The organism is Bradyrhizobium sp. SMVTL-02 (assembly GCF_051853005.1).
In the GTDB taxonomy this organism is placed as follows: domain Bacteria; phylum Pseudomonadota; class Alphaproteobacteria; order Rhizobiales; family Xanthobacteraceae; genus Bradyrhizobium.
Map to the genome: position 1 here is coordinate 4,444,321 of NZ_CP182469.1, position 15,725 is coordinate 4,460,045.

Genomic DNA, 15,725 nt, shown 5'->3' on the forward strand with positions numbered 1-15,725 from the left:
GACTGAGGCAGAATGTTCTCCTCAGTGCAAAAGAGGAGCATGTGATGACGCTTTATGTTGGTTTGGACGTATCGCAAAAGGAAACGGAGATTTGTGTCATCGACGGTGACGGTCGGCGCACTTGGCGGGGCAAATGCTCCTCGGAACCGGAGTGCATCGCAATGGCGCTGCGCGAGCACGCTCCAGACGCAGTTCGGGTCGGCATGGAAACCGGGCCGCTGGCGATCTGGCTTTGGCATGGGCTGCGCGCTGTCGACGTTCCAATCGACTGCATCCACGCGCGCCATGTCGCGGCGGCGCTCTCGCTACAAGTTAACAAGACGGACGTGAACGATGCATTTGGGATCGCGCAAGTGGTGCGCTCCGGTTGGTACCGGCCCGTCGCCATCAAGAGCCTGCAGAGCTGTCGTATCCGAGCCCTGCTCTCAGCCAGAAGCGAACTCGTTGCGATTCGTACGACGCTTTACAATCAAATTCGTGGTCTACTGAAGACCTTCGGCGTGGTGCTCGCAGCCGGTAAGGGCGGAACGTTCGAGCGCGCAGTGCTCACGCGATGTCCGGCGGACCCCTTGATCCGAAGCGCCATTGACGCGCTGCTTGAGGCTTGGCGTGTTGCGGGAGAGCGCAGGCAGAGGCTCGATTCGCAACTTCTACGTCTCGCGCGCTCCCATGAGGCCTGCCAGCGCATGATAACGATCCCCGGTGTAGGCGCGATTACTGCATTGACGTTCACGACGGCCATCGACGATCCTAACCGCTTCTCCCGATCCACCGATGTCGGAGCGTTTCTCGGCCTGACACCTCGGCGCTATCAATCCGGCGAGGTCGATATCTCTGGCCGGATATCCAAGTCAGGCGACCGCATGGCCCGAAGCCTTCTGTTCGAGGCGGCCAACGCGCTCATGACGCGCGTGCGCAAAGATAGTGCACTCCGCCGTTGGGGGCAGCAATTGATGGCTCGGATCGGGTCGCGAAAGGCGAAGGTCGCCGTGGCGCGCAAACTCTCCATCATCCTGCATCGTATCTGGCTGGATGGCACGGAGTTCGCAGCTGCGCCGGCTACCTGAGCCTAGCTAGCTAAGCCAATATCTCTGTAGATCGTCCTGGAAGGACGCTGGCTGGATTATCCCGTAACTTCTTGGGCGGCTTCAGACCGCGGGAATCACATGGGGAGATCCACTGGCGAGGGCCATGATGAGGCGGCACATTCTTCCGACCTCGAAGACGACAAGGTCCGGTACCCAGGGCAGTTGACAGCGATTAGACGACAACAAGTTCAGCGGCACTCTGGCCGGCGTCACGTTCGACACCGCCAACGAAACCCGTTGGGGCGGCACCGTCGGCACCGGCATCGAGTTCGGCTTCGCTCCGAACTGGTCGGTCGGAGTCGAATACAACCACCTGTTCATGGGCAAGCACACCGATACCTTCACCTTCCTCGGCGTGAACACCCGCAGCGACAGCATCAAGCAGGACGTGGACATGGCCACGGTACGCTTGAATTACACCTTCGGCGGCCCGATCGTCGCGAAGTACTAAGCTTCGTCTCCGACGCTCTTGCGTTTCGAAAGGCCGGCCCGCGCCGGCCTTTTTGTTTGGCGGCACGCCCCAGCGCAGTTCCGCACGCCCTGCTGCTGCCAGATGCCGCCAGCACGCCAACATTCCGTTGACGATTCGCAACTCCCTCTGGAAATCCGCCTCCGTTCTTCCTACGTTCGCTGCCATACCCATCGGCGCCGATCCCGGTTCCGGGCGCAGCGCGCCTTTTTTATTGGCGCGATCGCGCACCTTTGGGCTTCCTTGAGGGCAACTCGGATGGATGAAGTGATCAAGGCGAAGCGCCAACAACAGAACGCGGGCTCGAGCCTGCGCGCAATTACGATCCGCGGCGCGCGCGAGCACAACCTCAAGAACATCGACGTCGAGATCCCCCGTGACAAGCTCGTGGTGTTCACCGGCCTCTCCGGCTCCGGCAAGTCCTCGCTCGCCTTCGACACCATCTATGCCGAGGGCCAGCGCCGCTACGTCGAATCGCTGTCGGCCTATGCACGCCAGTTCCTGGAGATGATGCAGAAGCCCGACGTCGACCAGATCGATGGCCTGTCGCCGGCGATCTCGATCGAGCAGAAGACGACCTCGAAGAACCCGCGCTCGACCGTCGGCACCGTCACCGAGATCTACGACTACATGCGCCTCCTGTGGGCGCGCGTCGGCGTTCCCTATTCGCCGGCCACCGGCCTGCCGATCGAGAGCCAGACCGTCTCGCAGATGGTCGATCGCGTGCTGGCGCTGCCCGAGGGCACGCGCCTCTATCTGCTCGCCCCCGTCGTCCGCGGGCGCAAGGGCGAGTACCGGAAAGAGCTCGCCGAATGGCTCAAGAAGGGCTTCCAGCGCGTCAAGATTGACGGCACCTTCCACGAGCTGGCGGAAGCCCCGACGCTCGACAAGAAATTCCCGCACGACATCGACGTCGTGGTCGACCGCATCGTGGTGCGTCCCGACATCGGCCAGCGCCTCGCCGAGAGTTTTGAGACCGCGCTGAAGCTCGCCGACGGCCTCGCCGTCATCGAGTTCGCCGACGCGCCGGCGGCCGCAGCGACGGAGGAGAAAAAGAAGACCGCAAAGATCCACGACAAGAGCGGGCCCGAGCGCATCCTGTTCTCGGAAAAGTTCGCCTGCCCCGTCTCCGGCTTCACCATCCCGGAGATCGAGCCGCGGCTGTTCTCGTTCAACAACCCCTACGGCGCCTGCCCCGCCTGCGGCGGACTCGGCGTCGAGCAGCACGTCGACGAGGACCTCGTCATCCCCGACAAGGAGCTGTCCCTGCGCAAGGGCGCGATCGCGCCCTGGGCCAAGTCCTCCTCGCCCTATTACGAGCAGACGCTGACCGCGCTCGGCAAGCACTACAAGTTCGCGCTCGACACCAAGTGGAAGGACCTCGCCAAGAAGACCAAGGACGCGATCCTCTACGGCTCCGGGGAGGACGAGATCAAGTTCTCCTACCAGGACGGCGTGCGCTCCTACGACACCAAGAAGCCGTTCGAGGGCGTCATCACCAACATCAACCGCCGCTATCGCGAAACCGAAAGCGAATGGGCCCGCGAGGAACTGGCGAAGTATTTCCACGACGTGCCCTGCGAGGGCTGCAAGGGTTTTCGGCTCAAGCCCGAGGCGCTCTGCGTCAAGGTCGGGGCTAAGCATATCGGCGAGATCTCGGAGCTGTCGGTCAAGAAGGCCGGCGAGTGGTTCGAGACCGTGCCGGAGGCGCTGAACAAGCAGCAGAACGAGATCGCCGGCCGCATCCTGAAAGAAATCCGCGAGCGCCTGACCTTCCTGCTCGACGTCGGCCTCAACTATCTCACCCTCTCCCGCTCCTCCGGCACGCTGTCCGGCGGCGAGAGCCAGCGCATCCGCCTGGCCTCGCAGATCGGCTCGGGCCTGACGGGCGTGCTCTACGTGCTGGACGAGCCCTCGATCGGCCTGCACCAGCGCGACAACGCCCGCCTGCTCGACACTCTCAAGAGGCTGCGCGACCTCGGCAACACCGTGGTCGTGGTCGAGCATGACGAGGACGCCATCCGGCTTGCCGACTACGTGCTCGATATCGGTCCCGGCGCCGGCATGCATGGCGGCAACATCGTCGCCGAAGGCACGCCTGCCGAGATCATGCGCAACCCGAAATCGCTCACCGGCAAGTACCTGACCGGCGAGCTCGAGGTCGAGGTCCCGGAGCGGCGCCCGCCGAACCACCGCCGCACCATCAAGGTGGTCAACGCGCGCGGCAATAACCTCAAGAACGTCACCGCCGAGATTCCGCTCGGCCTGTTCACCTGCGTCACCGGCGTCTCCGGCGGCGGCAAGTCGACGCTGCTGATCGACACGCTCTACCGCGCCATCGCGCGCAAGCTGAACGGCGCCAGCGAAGGCGCCGCGCCGCACGACCGCATCGAGGGCCTCGAGCACATCGACAAGATCATCGATATCGACCAGTCGCCGATCGGCCGCACCCCGCGCTCGAATCCGGCGACCTATACCGGCGCCTTCACGCCGATCCGCGAATGGTTCGCCGGCCTGCCCGAGGCGAAAGCGCGCGGCTATGAGCCCGGCCGCTTCTCCTTCAACGTCAAGGGCGGCCGCTGCGAGGCGTGCCAGGGCGACGGCGTCATCAAGATCGAGATGCACTTCCTGCCCGACGTCTACGTCACCTGCGACGTCTGCAAGGGCAAGCGCTACAACCGCGAGACGCTGGAGGTCCTGTTCAAGGGCAAGAGCATCGCCGACGTGCTCGACATGACCGTCGAGGAAGCCGCCGAATTCTTCAAGGCGGTGCCGCGCGTGCGCGAGACTTTTCAGACCCTGCACCGGGTCGGCCTCGACTACATCCACGTTGGCCAGCAGGCGACGACCCTCTCGGGCGGCGAAGCCCAGCGCGTCAAGCTGGCAAAGGAGCTGTCCAAGCGCGCCACCGGCCGTACGCTCTACATCCTGGACGAGCCCACCACCGGCCTGCACTTCCACGACGTCAAGAAGCTGCTGGAGGTGCTGCACGAGCTGGTCGCGCAGGGCAACACGGTCGTCGTCATCGAGCATAATCTCGAAGTCATCAAGACCGCCGACTGGGTCATCGACCTCGGCCCCGAAGGCGGCGACGGCGGCGGCGAGATCGTCGCCTGGGGCCCGCCGGAGGACATTGCGAAAGCGCCGCGGAGCTACACAGGCAAGTTTTTGGAGCCGGTGCTGAAGAAGGCGAGGAAGCCGAAGCGGCGGAGCACGAGCGAGGCGGCGGAGTAGTGCAGCCTCAGACTCCCTATTCCCTCGCCATCTTCGACCTCGACGGCACGCTCGCCGACAGCTTTCCCTGGTTCCTGCGCACCATCAATGACGTCGCCGATCGCTTCGGCTTTCGGCGCGTCGCCCACGAGGAGATCGAAGAGCTCCGGCATGCTTCGAGCCGCGAGATCCTTACCCGGCTCGAAGTGCCGCTGTGGAAGCTGCCGGCGATCGCCCGGCATGCGCGGCGGCTGAAGGCGGAAGCAGCAGCTGAGATTTCGCTGTTTGCTGGCGTCGAGGCGATGCTGCGGACGCTGGCCGACAACGGCGTGCAGCTCGCGCTGGTGACCTCCGACAGCGAGGCGAATGCCCGTGAGAAGCTCGGCGAGGCCGCGGCGTTGTTCGCGCATTACGACTGCTCGGCATCGCTGTTCGGCAAGGCCGCGAAATTCCGCCGAGTCGTTCGCCGCGCCGGCGTGGAGCCGAACCGCGTCATCGCGCTCGGCGACGAGGTTCGCGACATCGAGGCGGCGCGCACGGTCGGTATTCCCTGCGGCGCGGTCAGCTGGGGCTATGCGGCGCCGGCGGCCCTGCGGGCGCTGGGGCCGGATCACGTGTTTGAACGGATGGACGATATTGCATCGACGCTGTGCCCCGGTGCCGTAGCCCGGATGAGCGAATCGATATCCGGGAACGCCTGGGGATGAGGTCTGCTCTGTCCCGCATGTCGCTCCGCTCATGCGGGCTACCGCCCCCTCCATCGGCTTCACTTGTATGCCGCTGTGCAGCTTCTCGTAGCGCAATTTTCGCACAGTGGACCGCGCGGGTGCCAGCCGGCACCCGGCCTTCCCTGCGCCCGCGGCACTTTTGAGGGCGGCAACTGAAGCAAAGCTCGGGCAGAACTCGCCGCGAGAACGGGAAAGTGTGTCAGCGACTTCGAAGGCCCGGATGGAAGGGAAGCATGTCGCCCAAACCGTCATTGCGAGCGCAGCGAAGCAATCCAGATTGTCTGTGCGCAGGGCTTCTGGTTGCTTCGCTGGTATGACGTCAAAAACGGCCAGAGCATCGGTCAGGGACAATCCCCTTTGCTCAACCTCTTCCAGGGATCAGGCTCAGGGATAAGTGACTCTACGTACCTGGCCATTGCCAAACTACGATCTCACTGATGATCGTTCGCCGAGATTAGCTCAACACTTCGAGCACCAATTCCATGGTCATCAGCACGGGATTGTCGCCACGGATCAGACGGCCCTCCGCGATGCGGCCGGTATAGTCGATCAGCGCAACGTCGATTGCAGCCTCCAGCGCCCCGGGCCCGGGCGCAATCGCCCCGGCCGTGATCGCGAGCTCCGTCGCGAACGGCTCGGTCACGCCGCCATGGGTGAAGCGAGCGCCGATGGTCGAGCCGACGCCGCCATGAATCTTCGCCCGCGCGATGCCGTGTGCACCACAGAAGTCTTCGAGACAGAAGGCAAAATCCTGATTGGGTCGCAGGCGGAGCGCGAAGGCGCGGCTGCTCGTACGCGCGCCGGTGCTCGCAGCCGGGACCGGTCCGAACAGCTTAAAATTGGTCTCGGGATCCGGCGCGGCCGTGAACATCGCACCGTCAAGGCCGAAAGCCTCGACCTCGAACGGCTCTGCGATGATGGTCTCGTCCGGCAGCATGTGGCCGCCGCTTGCCTTGCCGTCGGCCTCGGTCCAGAGCCCATGGCAATGAAAGAACGGCGCGCCCTCGCGCATACCGAGCGTCATGCTGCCGAGCTTCGTGCGCGTGATGCCTTCGGGCCGATAAGTGTCGCTGTAGAACGCGGCATTCTCGCCGGTCTTCGACAGCGCCGGCATGACATAGCCGAACGGCCCGAGCGCGCCGCGGCGGAAATTCAGCACACCGCCGGCAAAGCCCTCCGCCGCAAGGCCGCGCCGCGCAGCTTCCAGCAGCGGCAGGCCGGCTTGAAGCGTGAAGGAGAAGGCGCGCCCCCTCGCCTCCACCCATTGGATGCGCTCAGCGACGGGCGCGCCGGGCTGCTTGATACTTCGCATCACCCGCGCTCAGCCTGCCTTGGTCTTGTCGAAGTCGAGCAGCCCCCGCGCCTCGAGCTCGTCGCGCACCATCCGCTTCGGCACCTTGCCGTAGCCGGATTTCGGCAGCGCTTCCCAGAAGAAGAAGCGCTTCGGCATCTTGTAACGCGGCACTTTCGACAACAGGAACGCCGCCATCTCGGCCTCGCTCACCGCCTTCGCGCCTTCCCGCGCTACGCAGACGGCAACTCCGACCTCGCCCCAGGTCGCGTCGGGCACGCCGAGCACCGCGACTTCGCCGACCGCGGGATGGGTCAAGATCTTCTCCTCGATCTCGCGCGGATAGATGTTGGAGCCGCCCGAGATGTACATGTCGGAGGCGCGGCCGGTGATGTAGACAAACCCCTCCTCGTCCATATGGCCGAGATCGCCAGTGCGGAACCAGCCGTTGCGGAACGCCTTGGCGTTGGCTTCGGGGTTGTCGTAGTAGCCGGCGAATACCGCAGGTCCGATCACGCAGATCTCGCCGCTCTGGTTCGCCTCGAGCTCGCGGCCCTCGTCATCCTGGATCGACACCTGCATGCCGGTGCGCTCGAAGCCGCAGGTGCCGATCTTCGCATGCGGGCCATCCTCGGGATCGTGCAACGCTGCCGGCAGCACGGTGATGTTGCCGGTGACCTCGCCGAGGCCAAAATACTGCACGATGACCTTGCCGAGCTTCTTCAGCGCCGCCTTCTGGTCCTCGCGATACATCGGCGCGCCCGCATAGATCACCTGTCGCAGCGAGGAATGATCGTATTTGTCGGCGGCGGGATGCTCGACCATCATCTTCAGGATGGTCGGCACCGTGAAGAGATTGCTGACGCGGTGCGCCTCGATCAGGCGGAACGCCTCGTTGATGTCGAATTTCTCCGTCGGCAGCAGCACGGTACGCACGCCGCGTGCGGTCTGCACCAGTTGGTGCACGCCGGCGCCGTGCGAGAGCGGTGCCACCACCAGCGAGGCATCCACCTCGGTCACGCCCGGGGTGAGATCGGCCAGATGGTTGGTGATGACAAATCCCATCTGGCCGTGGGTCAGCACCGCCGCCTTGGATCGGCCGGTGGTGCCGGAGGTGAAGAAGAACCAGCAGGGATCGTCGTGTTCGACCTCGACATTGGCGACGTCAGCGCCGGCTTGCGCGGCAATGGCATCGGCCACCGAGCGCTCACCGAACGTGGCCTTGCCGTCGAGGCTCCAGGTGAATTCCAGCACGCCGCCGTTCACCGCCGCCGCATGCTCGGGAAAATCGACGTGGCACAGAAACGCCTTCGCGCCGGAAGCCTCTGCGAGATAGGTGACCTCATCCGGCATCAGGCGGAAATTGGTGGGCACCCAGACCGCACCCAGCCGGAACGCGGCGAACATCGAGAAGAACATCTCGTCGCCGTTCTTGGAATGGACGAGGATGCGGTCGCCTTTCGTGACGCCGCGTGCCGCCAGCGCCGCGGCCAGCGCCGAGACCTGCGCGTCGATCTCGCGCCAGGTCCACGACCTGGCACCCCAGACGAAACCCGGACGCGTCCCGTGCCGCCGCGCATTCTGGGTCAGCATATAGGCGAGATTCATGACGCGGCGGGACATGCGCAGGGGCTGCATCGCGTTTCCTCTTCGGGCGCGGACGGCGCCCAAGCCGCCCGCTTGAGCCCATTTATCGCCATCGCCGGGGCCCCTGCAAGACCGCCCGCCGCACACCTGTCCTATGGTTGCCTGAACGCGAATGGGCTTGCCGTGATCGCCTTCTCCTTGGAACAGGCCTGCGCACCAAAACCGCCGCAATAGCTCCCATGCAGATCAAATCGGACAACGCGCGCGGCGCCGCGCTTCATGGGCGGCGCCAAAATCTCGTAGCTGCGGACATAGCCGTCGAACACCGGACGCACGCTGCCATCCGGCAGCGCGACCAGGATGTTCAGGACGCAGCCGCCGGTTCCGCAATAGGTGGTCGTGCGTTCGCCGCATTTGGTGTCGCGGAAATCGACGATGTAATCGTCGCGGCCGTCGCCGGTCAGGTCGACCTTGCGCACCGTATCCGGCGCAAAGCTCACCGCGCCGCCGCCCTGGCTGTCGCATTCCTCATTGGCATAACGCAGCGCCTCCTGAACGCCGGGCGGATAGTCGGCCGGATCGAGCGGTTTTGCGTCGTCGGCGCGCGCAGTGGTCGAAAACAGCGCAAGCAAGAGGATCACGCATCTCATCTGCGTTGGTCGTGCGCCGGACTGCGATCGTTCAAGGAATATTGAACATGATCGGCGCAACCTCGCTCAGTTCTCGCGTACAGAGTGCCGCATCATGTCAAAGCGTCCGCCCTCCTCGTCTTGTCGCTGGCGCTCGCCGGATGTGCCGTCGCCCCGCAAGCGCATCTGGCCCCCGATCCAGCCTTCAAGCCTGCACGCTATGCCTGGGATGGCGCCGGCGAGGATCCCAATCGGTCACGCGCTGCCTCCGCAGCATCGCGTACGACACGTGCCGCGCTTGCGTCGGAGCGTAACGGCTCGCAAGCCGGCCTTCAGCCCTATTCGAACGAATGGTGGCAGGCGCCGGACGGTATCGAGGCCGAGCAGGACGCCAGGATCAATCGCTCCCTCGTCATCTGCCGCGGCTGCCTCCATCCGCAGCCGCAGGCAGAAGATTCCAGGCTCGCCAAAGCAAGCGATTGAACCGAACTGCCTACGCCACGGTCTACAGAGATGCGCCCGGCCCACCGCCGTGCGCCATCATCTCACGGACATCTCATGCTCAGCCGTCGCTCCTTCGTCGCCGCCGCTCTGCTCGCCGGCATCGCCCCGGCATTCGCCGAGCCCCCCGCCGCAAGCGATCCGCTCGCCATTCTGACTGCGATCTACACCCGTGCTGCAAAGGGCAAGGGCGATGGCGGCGGCGCCTTCATCATCGAGAACAAGGCGGCCAAGGCCAAATATCTCTCCAAGGGCCTGGTCGGGCTGTGGAAGGCCGATGCGCATACGCCGAAGGGCGACGTCGGGCCGATCGATTTCGATCCGGTCACCAATTCGCAGGAACCGGACGTGAAGTCGTTCAAGCTGGAGTCCGAGAAGATGGAGGCGGACAAGGCGACCGTCGCGGTGACCATCACCGGTCATCGCAACGACCGGAAACCTGCCGACCTGATCGTGCGTTACGACTTCGTGCGCGAGGCGGGTAGCTGGCGGATCGACGACATCAGGGGCGCCTCCGACGGCGAAGCCTGGTCGACCCGCAAGATGTTGACGGACTCGCTCAAGAGCTGACCGGAGACAACATGAGCGATGTCATCGACAACAAAGCCGACCACCGCTTCGAGCTCGAGGTGGAGGGCCACCTCGCGACCGAGCATTACAGGCTCGACGGCCATGTCATTACCTTCGAGCATACCGAGGTGCCGAAGGAGCTCGGCGGCAAGGGCGTCGGCTCAAAGCTGGTGCAAGGCGCGCTCGACCAGGTCCGCGCCGCCGGACTGAAGCTGATCCCGCAATGCCCGTTCGTGAAGGCGTGGATCGACAAGCACCCCGAGTATCAGGATCTGGTGAAGCGATGAGCGCAGGCCCGGCCGTAGCCGGGCCGGTCCGCCGACATCTGTGGTCTATTGCCCGTGCTTGAGCATGTCCTGGTCATTCAGATCCCAGTCCTGCCACAGTAGCAGCACGCCGAGAAGCACCACCGCCGCGCCGAGGCTCGTGTGATAGATGCGCAGGAACCCTTCACCGGAATAACCGAGGGTATAGGGCGAGGCGATGAGCCACAACCCGACCAGGATCGTCGCCACTTCCTGCCAGCGTTGCAGCGCCACGTATTCGAGCTGGCTGATGCCAAACACGATCAGGCCAACTGCGACCGCATTCAGGATGATCATCGAGTCTCCGACGATTGCGGGCTGATCCTGGATGGGAAACCACGGCGAGACGACAATCAATGCACCCAGCAGCATTCCGGACCAGTCTTCCCATGTGCGATGAGTATTCAAAAAACCAAAGTCCGACATCGTACCCTCCTCTGACAGAGGCACACGTCGGCGGCTGGCGATCACGACTTCCGAATGTCTGGCGACCCTGCCTGCCGCATTCGGACGTATGTCCTGGGAAACACGTGGGAACCGCCGGTCTCCGCGCAAGAGCGGGAGCAAGGATTTTTCGATGACCGCGCGATATTCGCCCGTCATCAGCTCATATCGCACCGCAGCTAGAGCGCTAGCACGATGGCCTGGTCGTAATCGGCGATGGCCCGATCGTAATCGCGCCTGAAGCTGTAGACGCCGCGGTTGTCGTAGGCGCAGGCATAGTCCGGTGCGAGCCTGACCGCAGCGTCGAGATCGGATAGCGCCGCATCGAACTCGCGCTTCTCGTGAAGCCATGGCCGCGATTGCAATAAGCGCCCGCGAGCCTGCGGCCGGTCTCGCTCCCGGCGTCAATGACGCTCGAGCAGGCCGTGATCCGCTGGTCCGGCGTGCTGGTCCGCCCGACGCACGCCTTTCCAAGCCGGACTGCCTTCGACCGCAGCCAGCACCGGGACCGTCGAAGCGAGCGCTGCGGGCAAGGCCATGACGCTGAGCGTGGCACGCATTTTCCGGATATCTCCCCTGCGGCAACCTTCCTTGGTCGCATCTTGGCAAGGGCCGGTTCAGGCGCCTAGATCAGAGGCCGACATCGGTTGGGAAGGATTTCGCATGGCGGCAGTGGTACGCGACAACAAGGACAAGAGGCGCTTCGAGCTCGATCTCGGCAGCGAGATCGCCTTTGCCAATTACCGGCTGACGCCGTCGGCGGTGATCATCACCCATACCGAGACGCCGCGCGCACTGCGCGGCCGCGGCATCGCCTCCGAGCTGGTCAAGGGTGCGCTGGATCTGATCCGCCGCGACGGCAGGAAGGTGATCGCCGGCTGCGGCTTCGTCGTCGACTATCTGGACAAGCATCCGGAGGATGCGGACCTCGTCGCCTGAACGCAAAAGGGCCCGCGCGGATCGCGGGCCCTTCGACGACCGAGAATCGGTCAGTGCTTGATCTCGGGCGGCAGCTTGCCGCCATTGGCGGCGAGCTTGGACATCACCTGCTTGTGCAGCCACACGTTCATACTGGCCGAGTCGTTCATGTCGCCGCTATAGCCGAGCTCCTTGGCGAGGTCCTTGCGCGCGGCCAGGCTGGAATCGATGTCCAGCGCCTTCATGAGGTCGACGATCGAGGTGCGCCATTCCAGCTTCTCGCCCTTGTGCGCGGCGACCGCAGCGTCGACGATTGCCGCAACATCCACCGTAGCGGTGGGCGCGGCGGCAGGCGCTGATCCGGCCGGGGCGGCGCTGGCGGGCGCGCTAGCTGACGGTGCGCCGCCTGCGGGGGCGGCGGAAGCCGAGTGGCTGCCGAAGATCGCGCCCATGATTTTCCCGAAAATGCTCATGTCTGCTCCCCGAAAAGGATCCGTTGGAAGGCCTTGAGTGGCACTTATAGACGAAGTTACTGCGTTGCGCCCGCGAAGTTCTGCGAACGGACAACCAGCATGAGCTTATCTGCGGCGAAATGACGGCCGAATGACACCGGCCAGGTTGCATTGCGGCATCAAATTTCACCCAAGCGTGCGGGACAGGACTCGGAATTGAGAGTAGCCTTCCAGTTCAACTCGCGATCCCGTCCGGAATTCGCGTCTGGTTGGAATCGCGAAACTCAGAGAAGAGCGGCCGCTTGCGCCGTTTGCCGGCGCCGAGTGCGGCTGCCCGGCAAGGGAGCTAGCGACCATGGCGACACTTTATCAGGGCAATGTCCCCACGATGGCCCAGCCCACTGATGCGGCTGGACCAGTCATTCGAACCATTCACCTGTCCGATCTGCACGAGGCGCTCCGGCGCGGCTGGGAGGATTTCAAGGCGGTTCCGAGCCACGCCATCATCCTGTGCGTGATCTATCCGGTGCTGGGCCTCGTGCTCGCCCGCGTGGTGATGGGCTATTCCGTCCTGCCGCTGCTGTTTCCGCTGGCCGCCGGCTTTGCCCTGATCGGCCCGTTTGCAGCCCTCGGCCTCTACGAACTCTCCAGCCGACGCGAGCGAAATGAGGAGGCCAGCGCCTGGGATGCCATGGAGGTGCTGCGCTCGCCTTCGTTCGGCGCGATGCTCGGCCTCGGCACGCTGCTGCTCGCGCTGTTCGTGACCTGGGTTGCGACCGCGCAGGCGATCTATGTCGCAGCGTTCGGCTATGAGGGCGTCACCGGCATCTCGGATTTCCTGACGCGCGTGCTGACGACCCAACAAGGCTGGTGGCTGATCGTGGTTGGCTGCGGCACCGGATTTCTCTTCGCCATCGCCGCGCTCTGCCTCAGCGCCGTGTCGTTCCCGCTCATGCTCGACCGCCATGCCGGCGCCTTCGAGGCCATGGTGACCTCGCTGCGCGTCGTCGCCAGGAACCCGGTGCCGATGGCAGCCTGGGGCCTGATCGTCGCCGTGCTGCTTGCGCTCGGCACGATCCCGGCGTTCCTCGGCCTCGCCGTCGTCATCCCCCTGCTCGGCCACGCCACGTGGCATCTCTACCGTAAGGTGATCGTATCCGATCCCGGCGCGCGGCCCGTACCGCCTCCGCCGCATCGTCCGCGCAAACCGGCCGCCGACTTCCCCGCCAACCTCTTCCCGTGGCGGGACGCTTAACGATCTCGTGACATCCCATCCTGCCGATCCTGCTCAGCTCCGCGCAGGATCGGCCTGTCATGCGCCTTGCTTTGGCCGCGGTTACAATCAAAATTGGCTCCGACGGTCAGATCACTTCACGGAATCCATTTCATCTGATGACCCCGACGATTTCTCGTCTCGCTCTCGCAGCCCTCGCCCTCTCCGCGTCAATCCTGTCCGCCCAGCCAGCACTTTCCGTTGTTGCCTGCGGCTCGGGCAATTTCGAGGCTTGGCTTGCGGATTTCAAAGCCGATGCCGCGGCCAAGGGAATCTCGCAGCAGGCTATTAACGCCGGGCTAGCCGGCGTAACGCTCGATCAGGGCGTGCTGAACCGTGACAAGTCGCAAAAGGTCTTCACCCAGACCTTTGAAGAGTTTTCCGGCCGCATGGTGCCGCCGCGCATGACGCGCGGCTCCAACATGATGAAGCAATACGGCTCGGTGCTCTCGCGCATCGAGCAGACCTATGGCGTCCCGGGCGAGGTGCTGGTCGCGATCTGGGGTCTGGAGACCGATTTCGGCGTCAACACCGGCAAGTTCGCTACCATCCGCTCGCTGGCGACGCTGGCTTACGACTGCCGTCGCTCCGAGCAATTCCGCGCCGAGCTGCTGGATGCGCTGCGCATCGTCCAGCGCGGCGACCTCGCGCCCGCCGACATGAAGGGCGCATGGGCCGGCGAGCTCGGCCAGACCCAGTTCATGCCGTCGTCCTGGATGAAATATGCCGTCGACTTCGACGGCAACGGCAAGCGCGACCTGCTGCACAACGCGCCCGACGTGCTCGCCTCCACCGCCAATTATCTCGCCGGCTATGGCTGGCAGAGGGGTAAGGATTGGCAGCCAGGCAGCCCGAACTTCGCGGTGCTGCAGCAGTGGAACAAGAGCGAGGTCTATTCCAAGACCGTCGCCTATTTCGCCACCCAGCTCGCACGCGCTCCTTAAAATCGCAGGCGGCAAAACGCATGGGCCGATCGCAAGGCGACCGGCCCTCGCTTGGGTGCGTTTTTGCCTACCCTTTACTTGCCCATGGTAGCTTGCATCGCCTTGTTCAGATGCGCGCCGCACGCACCCATTTTGCCGTTGAGCAGCGCGTCCTGCGCCGCCGCGATCTCCTTCTGCGCGACGAACTTGCTCTCGCCGTCGGCCATGTTCTCGATCGCGGTCTCCGTCTTCTCCAGATTGGCCCCGCTGCAACCTCCCATGGCGTGCTTGGCCGCCTGGGCCGGCGCGACGGCTAAAGCGACGGCGGCAACTGCGATAACCCCGAGTAACTTCGTCATGATGTTACTTTCCTTCTCTTGTTCTTGGGACAGACCCGGCGACATTGCCGGAAATCTGCGACATGACTTTCGTCCGGTTGCGGCAACTTGCCGCAATAAATTCCCCGCGAGAAGTGCGTGATGTTGCGCGCCGCGCAGAGCCGCATGCGGAACTTCTGATTTTCATTACAACTTGGTAATCACGGCCAGCACGCTTCGCGTGTGTGCACCGCATCAGCGAGGCGGTGGTCAGCCTCAGAGCCTAATGGCGGAAAAAATTCCCGGACTCGTTGAAGCCACGGCGGCGATCCTGCCGGGCGGCAAAGACGAATCGCGACGAAACCCAACTCAACTTTTGCACCTTTAATTCATTCTTACGTCTCGCGATTCATGCGCTTCACGCATGTGAGATTTGGGGCTTAGAAGCTAATGTGTCATGTTGCAGATCACGGGATCGCAACATATTTCAATCTTCGCCTAAACCACGCGATCAGCCATAACCTATTGTATTCACGATATTTTGTTGCCGAACGCGGTTACTTCCGCCGAGCGCTTGAGCAGGACTGCCCAGAGGTTAATCGCTCCTTACCAATGCTATGCGTTCTCCGCTTAGCTGCATCGCAACATCGGAACTTTCGCACTGCATCACTCTCACTTATATTCATTTCAACGATGACGCCTAAGGCAAAGGCTGAATCGAACTACAGGAGACTACAATGCTGCTCTCGCTCATCCGCATGATCCAGGCTTTCCGGGATTATCAGCGCAATGTTGCCGAGCTGTCCCAGCTCAGCGATCGCGAACTGGCCGACATCGGTCTTGATCGGTCGGATATCCCGCGCGTTGCCGCCGGTCAGTATCAGGGCTGATACCGTTCAGCCCCTTGCCGGAACGGACCGATAGCGCCCGCCTCGTGCGGGCGTTGTCGTTTCCGGAGGCAGAAAACTCGATCTCGGCGATTCCACTTGTCGCCGAAAAGCGCTACCTGTCCGCCCC

The 15,725-nt window shown here is 63.8% G+C and carries 18 protein-coding genes and 1 pseudogene; 11 read left to right on the top strand and 8 right to left on the bottom strand.

Translation table 11 applies throughout. The annotated features are described in order from the left end of the window. Window positions 1-44 precede the first annotated feature (44 nt). The 4 genes and pseudogenes from ACNJYB_RS20975 to ACNJYB_RS20990 all read left to right on the top strand — a co-directional run bounded on the left by ACNJYB_RS20975 (window position 45) and on the right by ACNJYB_RS20990 (window position 5,477). The gene (locus ACNJYB_RS20975) at window positions 45-1,067 is read left to right on the top strand and encodes an IS110 family transposase (RefSeq protein ID WP_439368201.1); all 1,023 of its coding nucleotides are present in this window, start codon (window positions 45-47) and stop codon (window positions 1,065-1,067) included. Between the two features lie 205 nt (window positions 1,068-1,272). Continuing rightward, window positions 1,273-1,539 (top strand): annotated as a pseudogene (locus ACNJYB_RS20980) (outer membrane protein); the annotation flags it as partial. A gap of 276 nt (window positions 1,540-1,815) precedes the next feature. Then, window positions 1,816-4,791, top strand: coding sequence for an excinuclease ABC subunit UvrA (uvrA, locus tag ACNJYB_RS20985; RefSeq protein ID WP_439368203.1), 2,976 nt, complete (start codon window positions 1,816-1,818; stop codon window positions 4,789-4,791). Next, window positions 4,791-5,477, top strand: a complete 687-nt coding sequence (locus ACNJYB_RS20990) for an HAD family hydrolase (RefSeq protein ID WP_439368204.1) — start codon at window positions 4,791-4,793, stop codon at window positions 5,475-5,477. Before uvrA ends, ACNJYB_RS20990 begins: the two co-directional genes overlap by 1 nt. Before the next feature lie 475 nt (window positions 5,478-5,952). Here the strand turns inward: ACNJYB_RS20990 and ACNJYB_RS20995 are convergent, their stop codons facing one another. From ACNJYB_RS20995 to ACNJYB_RS21005, 3 genes are all read right to left on the bottom strand, one after another. Continuing rightward, window positions 5,953-6,810: a PCC domain-containing protein gene (locus ACNJYB_RS20995; protein WP_439368206.1), complete on the bottom strand. Its 858-nt coding sequence runs from the start codon at window positions 6,808-6,810 to the stop codon at window positions 5,953-5,955. Between the two features lie 9 nt (window positions 6,811-6,819). Beyond that, window positions 6,820-8,427, bottom strand: a complete 1,608-nt coding sequence (locus ACNJYB_RS21000) for an acyl-CoA synthetase (RefSeq protein ID WP_439368208.1) — start codon at window positions 8,425-8,427, stop codon at window positions 6,820-6,822. 101 nt (window positions 8,428-8,528) lie between these two features. After that, entirely contained in the window at window positions 8,529-9,026 is a 498-nt protein-coding gene (locus ACNJYB_RS21005; protein WP_439368211.1) for a hypothetical protein, read from the bottom strand. Window positions 9,027-9,110: 84 nt separating this feature from the next. On the opposite strand from ACNJYB_RS21005, the gene ACNJYB_RS21010 reads away from it, so the two are divergent. From ACNJYB_RS21010 to ACNJYB_RS21020, 3 genes are all read left to right on the top strand, one after another. After that, window positions 9,111-9,488, top strand: coding sequence for a hypothetical protein (locus ACNJYB_RS21010; RefSeq protein ID WP_439368212.1), 378 nt, complete (start codon window positions 9,111-9,113; stop codon window positions 9,486-9,488). Window positions 9,489-9,563: 75 nt separating this feature from the next. Further along, window positions 9,564-10,076 carry a DUF3828 domain-containing protein gene (locus ACNJYB_RS21015; protein WP_439368214.1) on the top strand — a complete coding sequence of 171 codons (513 nt, stop codon included), beginning with the start codon at window positions 9,564-9,566 and terminating at the stop codon, window positions 10,074-10,076. An 11-nt stretch (window positions 10,077-10,087) separates the two neighbouring features. Beyond that, window positions 10,088-10,363 (top strand): GNAT family N-acetyltransferase, encoded by a 276-nt coding sequence (locus tag ACNJYB_RS21020; RefSeq protein WP_439368216.1) that lies wholly within the window; start codon window positions 10,088-10,090, stop codon window positions 10,361-10,363. Window positions 10,364-10,408: 45 nt separating this feature from the next. Here ACNJYB_RS21020 and ACNJYB_RS21025 read toward each other — a convergent pair whose 3' ends face one another. The 3 genes from ACNJYB_RS21025 to ACNJYB_RS21035 all read right to left on the bottom strand — a co-directional run bounded on the left by ACNJYB_RS21025 (window position 10,409) and on the right by ACNJYB_RS21035 (window position 11,385). Further along, window positions 10,409-10,807, bottom strand: a complete 399-nt coding sequence (locus tag ACNJYB_RS21025) for an SPW repeat domain-containing protein (RefSeq protein WP_439368219.1) — start codon at window positions 10,805-10,807, stop codon at window positions 10,409-10,411. Window positions 10,808-11,004: 197 nt separating this feature from the next. Then, window positions 11,005-11,190 carry a hypothetical protein gene (locus ACNJYB_RS21030; protein WP_439368221.1) on the bottom strand — a complete coding sequence of 62 codons (186 nt, stop codon included), beginning with the start codon at window positions 11,188-11,190 and terminating at the stop codon, window positions 11,005-11,007. 39 nt (window positions 11,191-11,229) lie between these two features. Then, window positions 11,230-11,385, bottom strand: coding sequence for a hypothetical protein (locus ACNJYB_RS21035; protein WP_439368223.1), 156 nt, complete (start codon window positions 11,383-11,385; stop codon window positions 11,230-11,232). A gap of 103 nt (window positions 11,386-11,488) precedes the next feature. On the opposite strand from ACNJYB_RS21035, the gene ACNJYB_RS21040 reads away from it, so the two are divergent. Further along, window positions 11,489-11,764: a GNAT family N-acetyltransferase gene (locus tag ACNJYB_RS21040; protein ID WP_439368225.1), complete on the top strand. Its 276-nt coding sequence runs from the start codon at window positions 11,489-11,491 to the stop codon at window positions 11,762-11,764. A 50-nt stretch (window positions 11,765-11,814) separates the two neighbouring features. On the opposite strand, the gene ACNJYB_RS21045 is transcribed toward ACNJYB_RS21040, so the two are convergent. After that, entirely contained in the window at window positions 11,815-12,216 is a 402-nt protein-coding gene (locus ACNJYB_RS21045; protein ID WP_439368226.1) for a DUF3597 domain-containing protein, read from the bottom strand. A gap of 334 nt (window positions 12,217-12,550) precedes the next feature. On the opposite strand from ACNJYB_RS21045, the gene ACNJYB_RS21050 reads away from it, so the two are divergent. Next, window positions 12,551-13,450 carry a DUF2189 domain-containing protein gene (locus tag ACNJYB_RS21050; RefSeq protein WP_439368228.1) on the top strand — a complete coding sequence of 300 codons (900 nt, stop codon included), beginning with the start codon at window positions 12,551-12,553 and terminating at the stop codon, window positions 13,448-13,450. A gap of 137 nt (window positions 13,451-13,587) precedes the next feature. Next, complete coding sequence (locus ACNJYB_RS21055) at window positions 13,588-14,412, top strand: lytic murein transglycosylase (RefSeq protein WP_439368231.1); 825 nt, start codon at window positions 13,588-13,590, stop codon at window positions 14,410-14,412. A gap of 74 nt (window positions 14,413-14,486) precedes the next feature. On the opposite strand, the gene ACNJYB_RS21060 is transcribed toward ACNJYB_RS21055, so the two are convergent. After that, window positions 14,487-14,750, bottom strand: coding sequence for a hypothetical protein (locus ACNJYB_RS21060; protein ID WP_439368233.1), 264 nt, complete (start codon window positions 14,748-14,750; stop codon window positions 14,487-14,489). Window positions 14,751-15,445: 695 nt separating this feature from the next. On the opposite strand from ACNJYB_RS21060, the gene ACNJYB_RS21065 reads away from it, so the two are divergent. Then, a complete protein-coding gene (locus tag ACNJYB_RS21065) occupies window positions 15,446-15,598 on the top strand; it encodes a DUF1127 domain-containing protein (RefSeq protein ID WP_007590701.1) in 153 nt (50 codons plus the stop codon). Window positions 15,599-15,725: the final 127 nt, after the last annotated feature.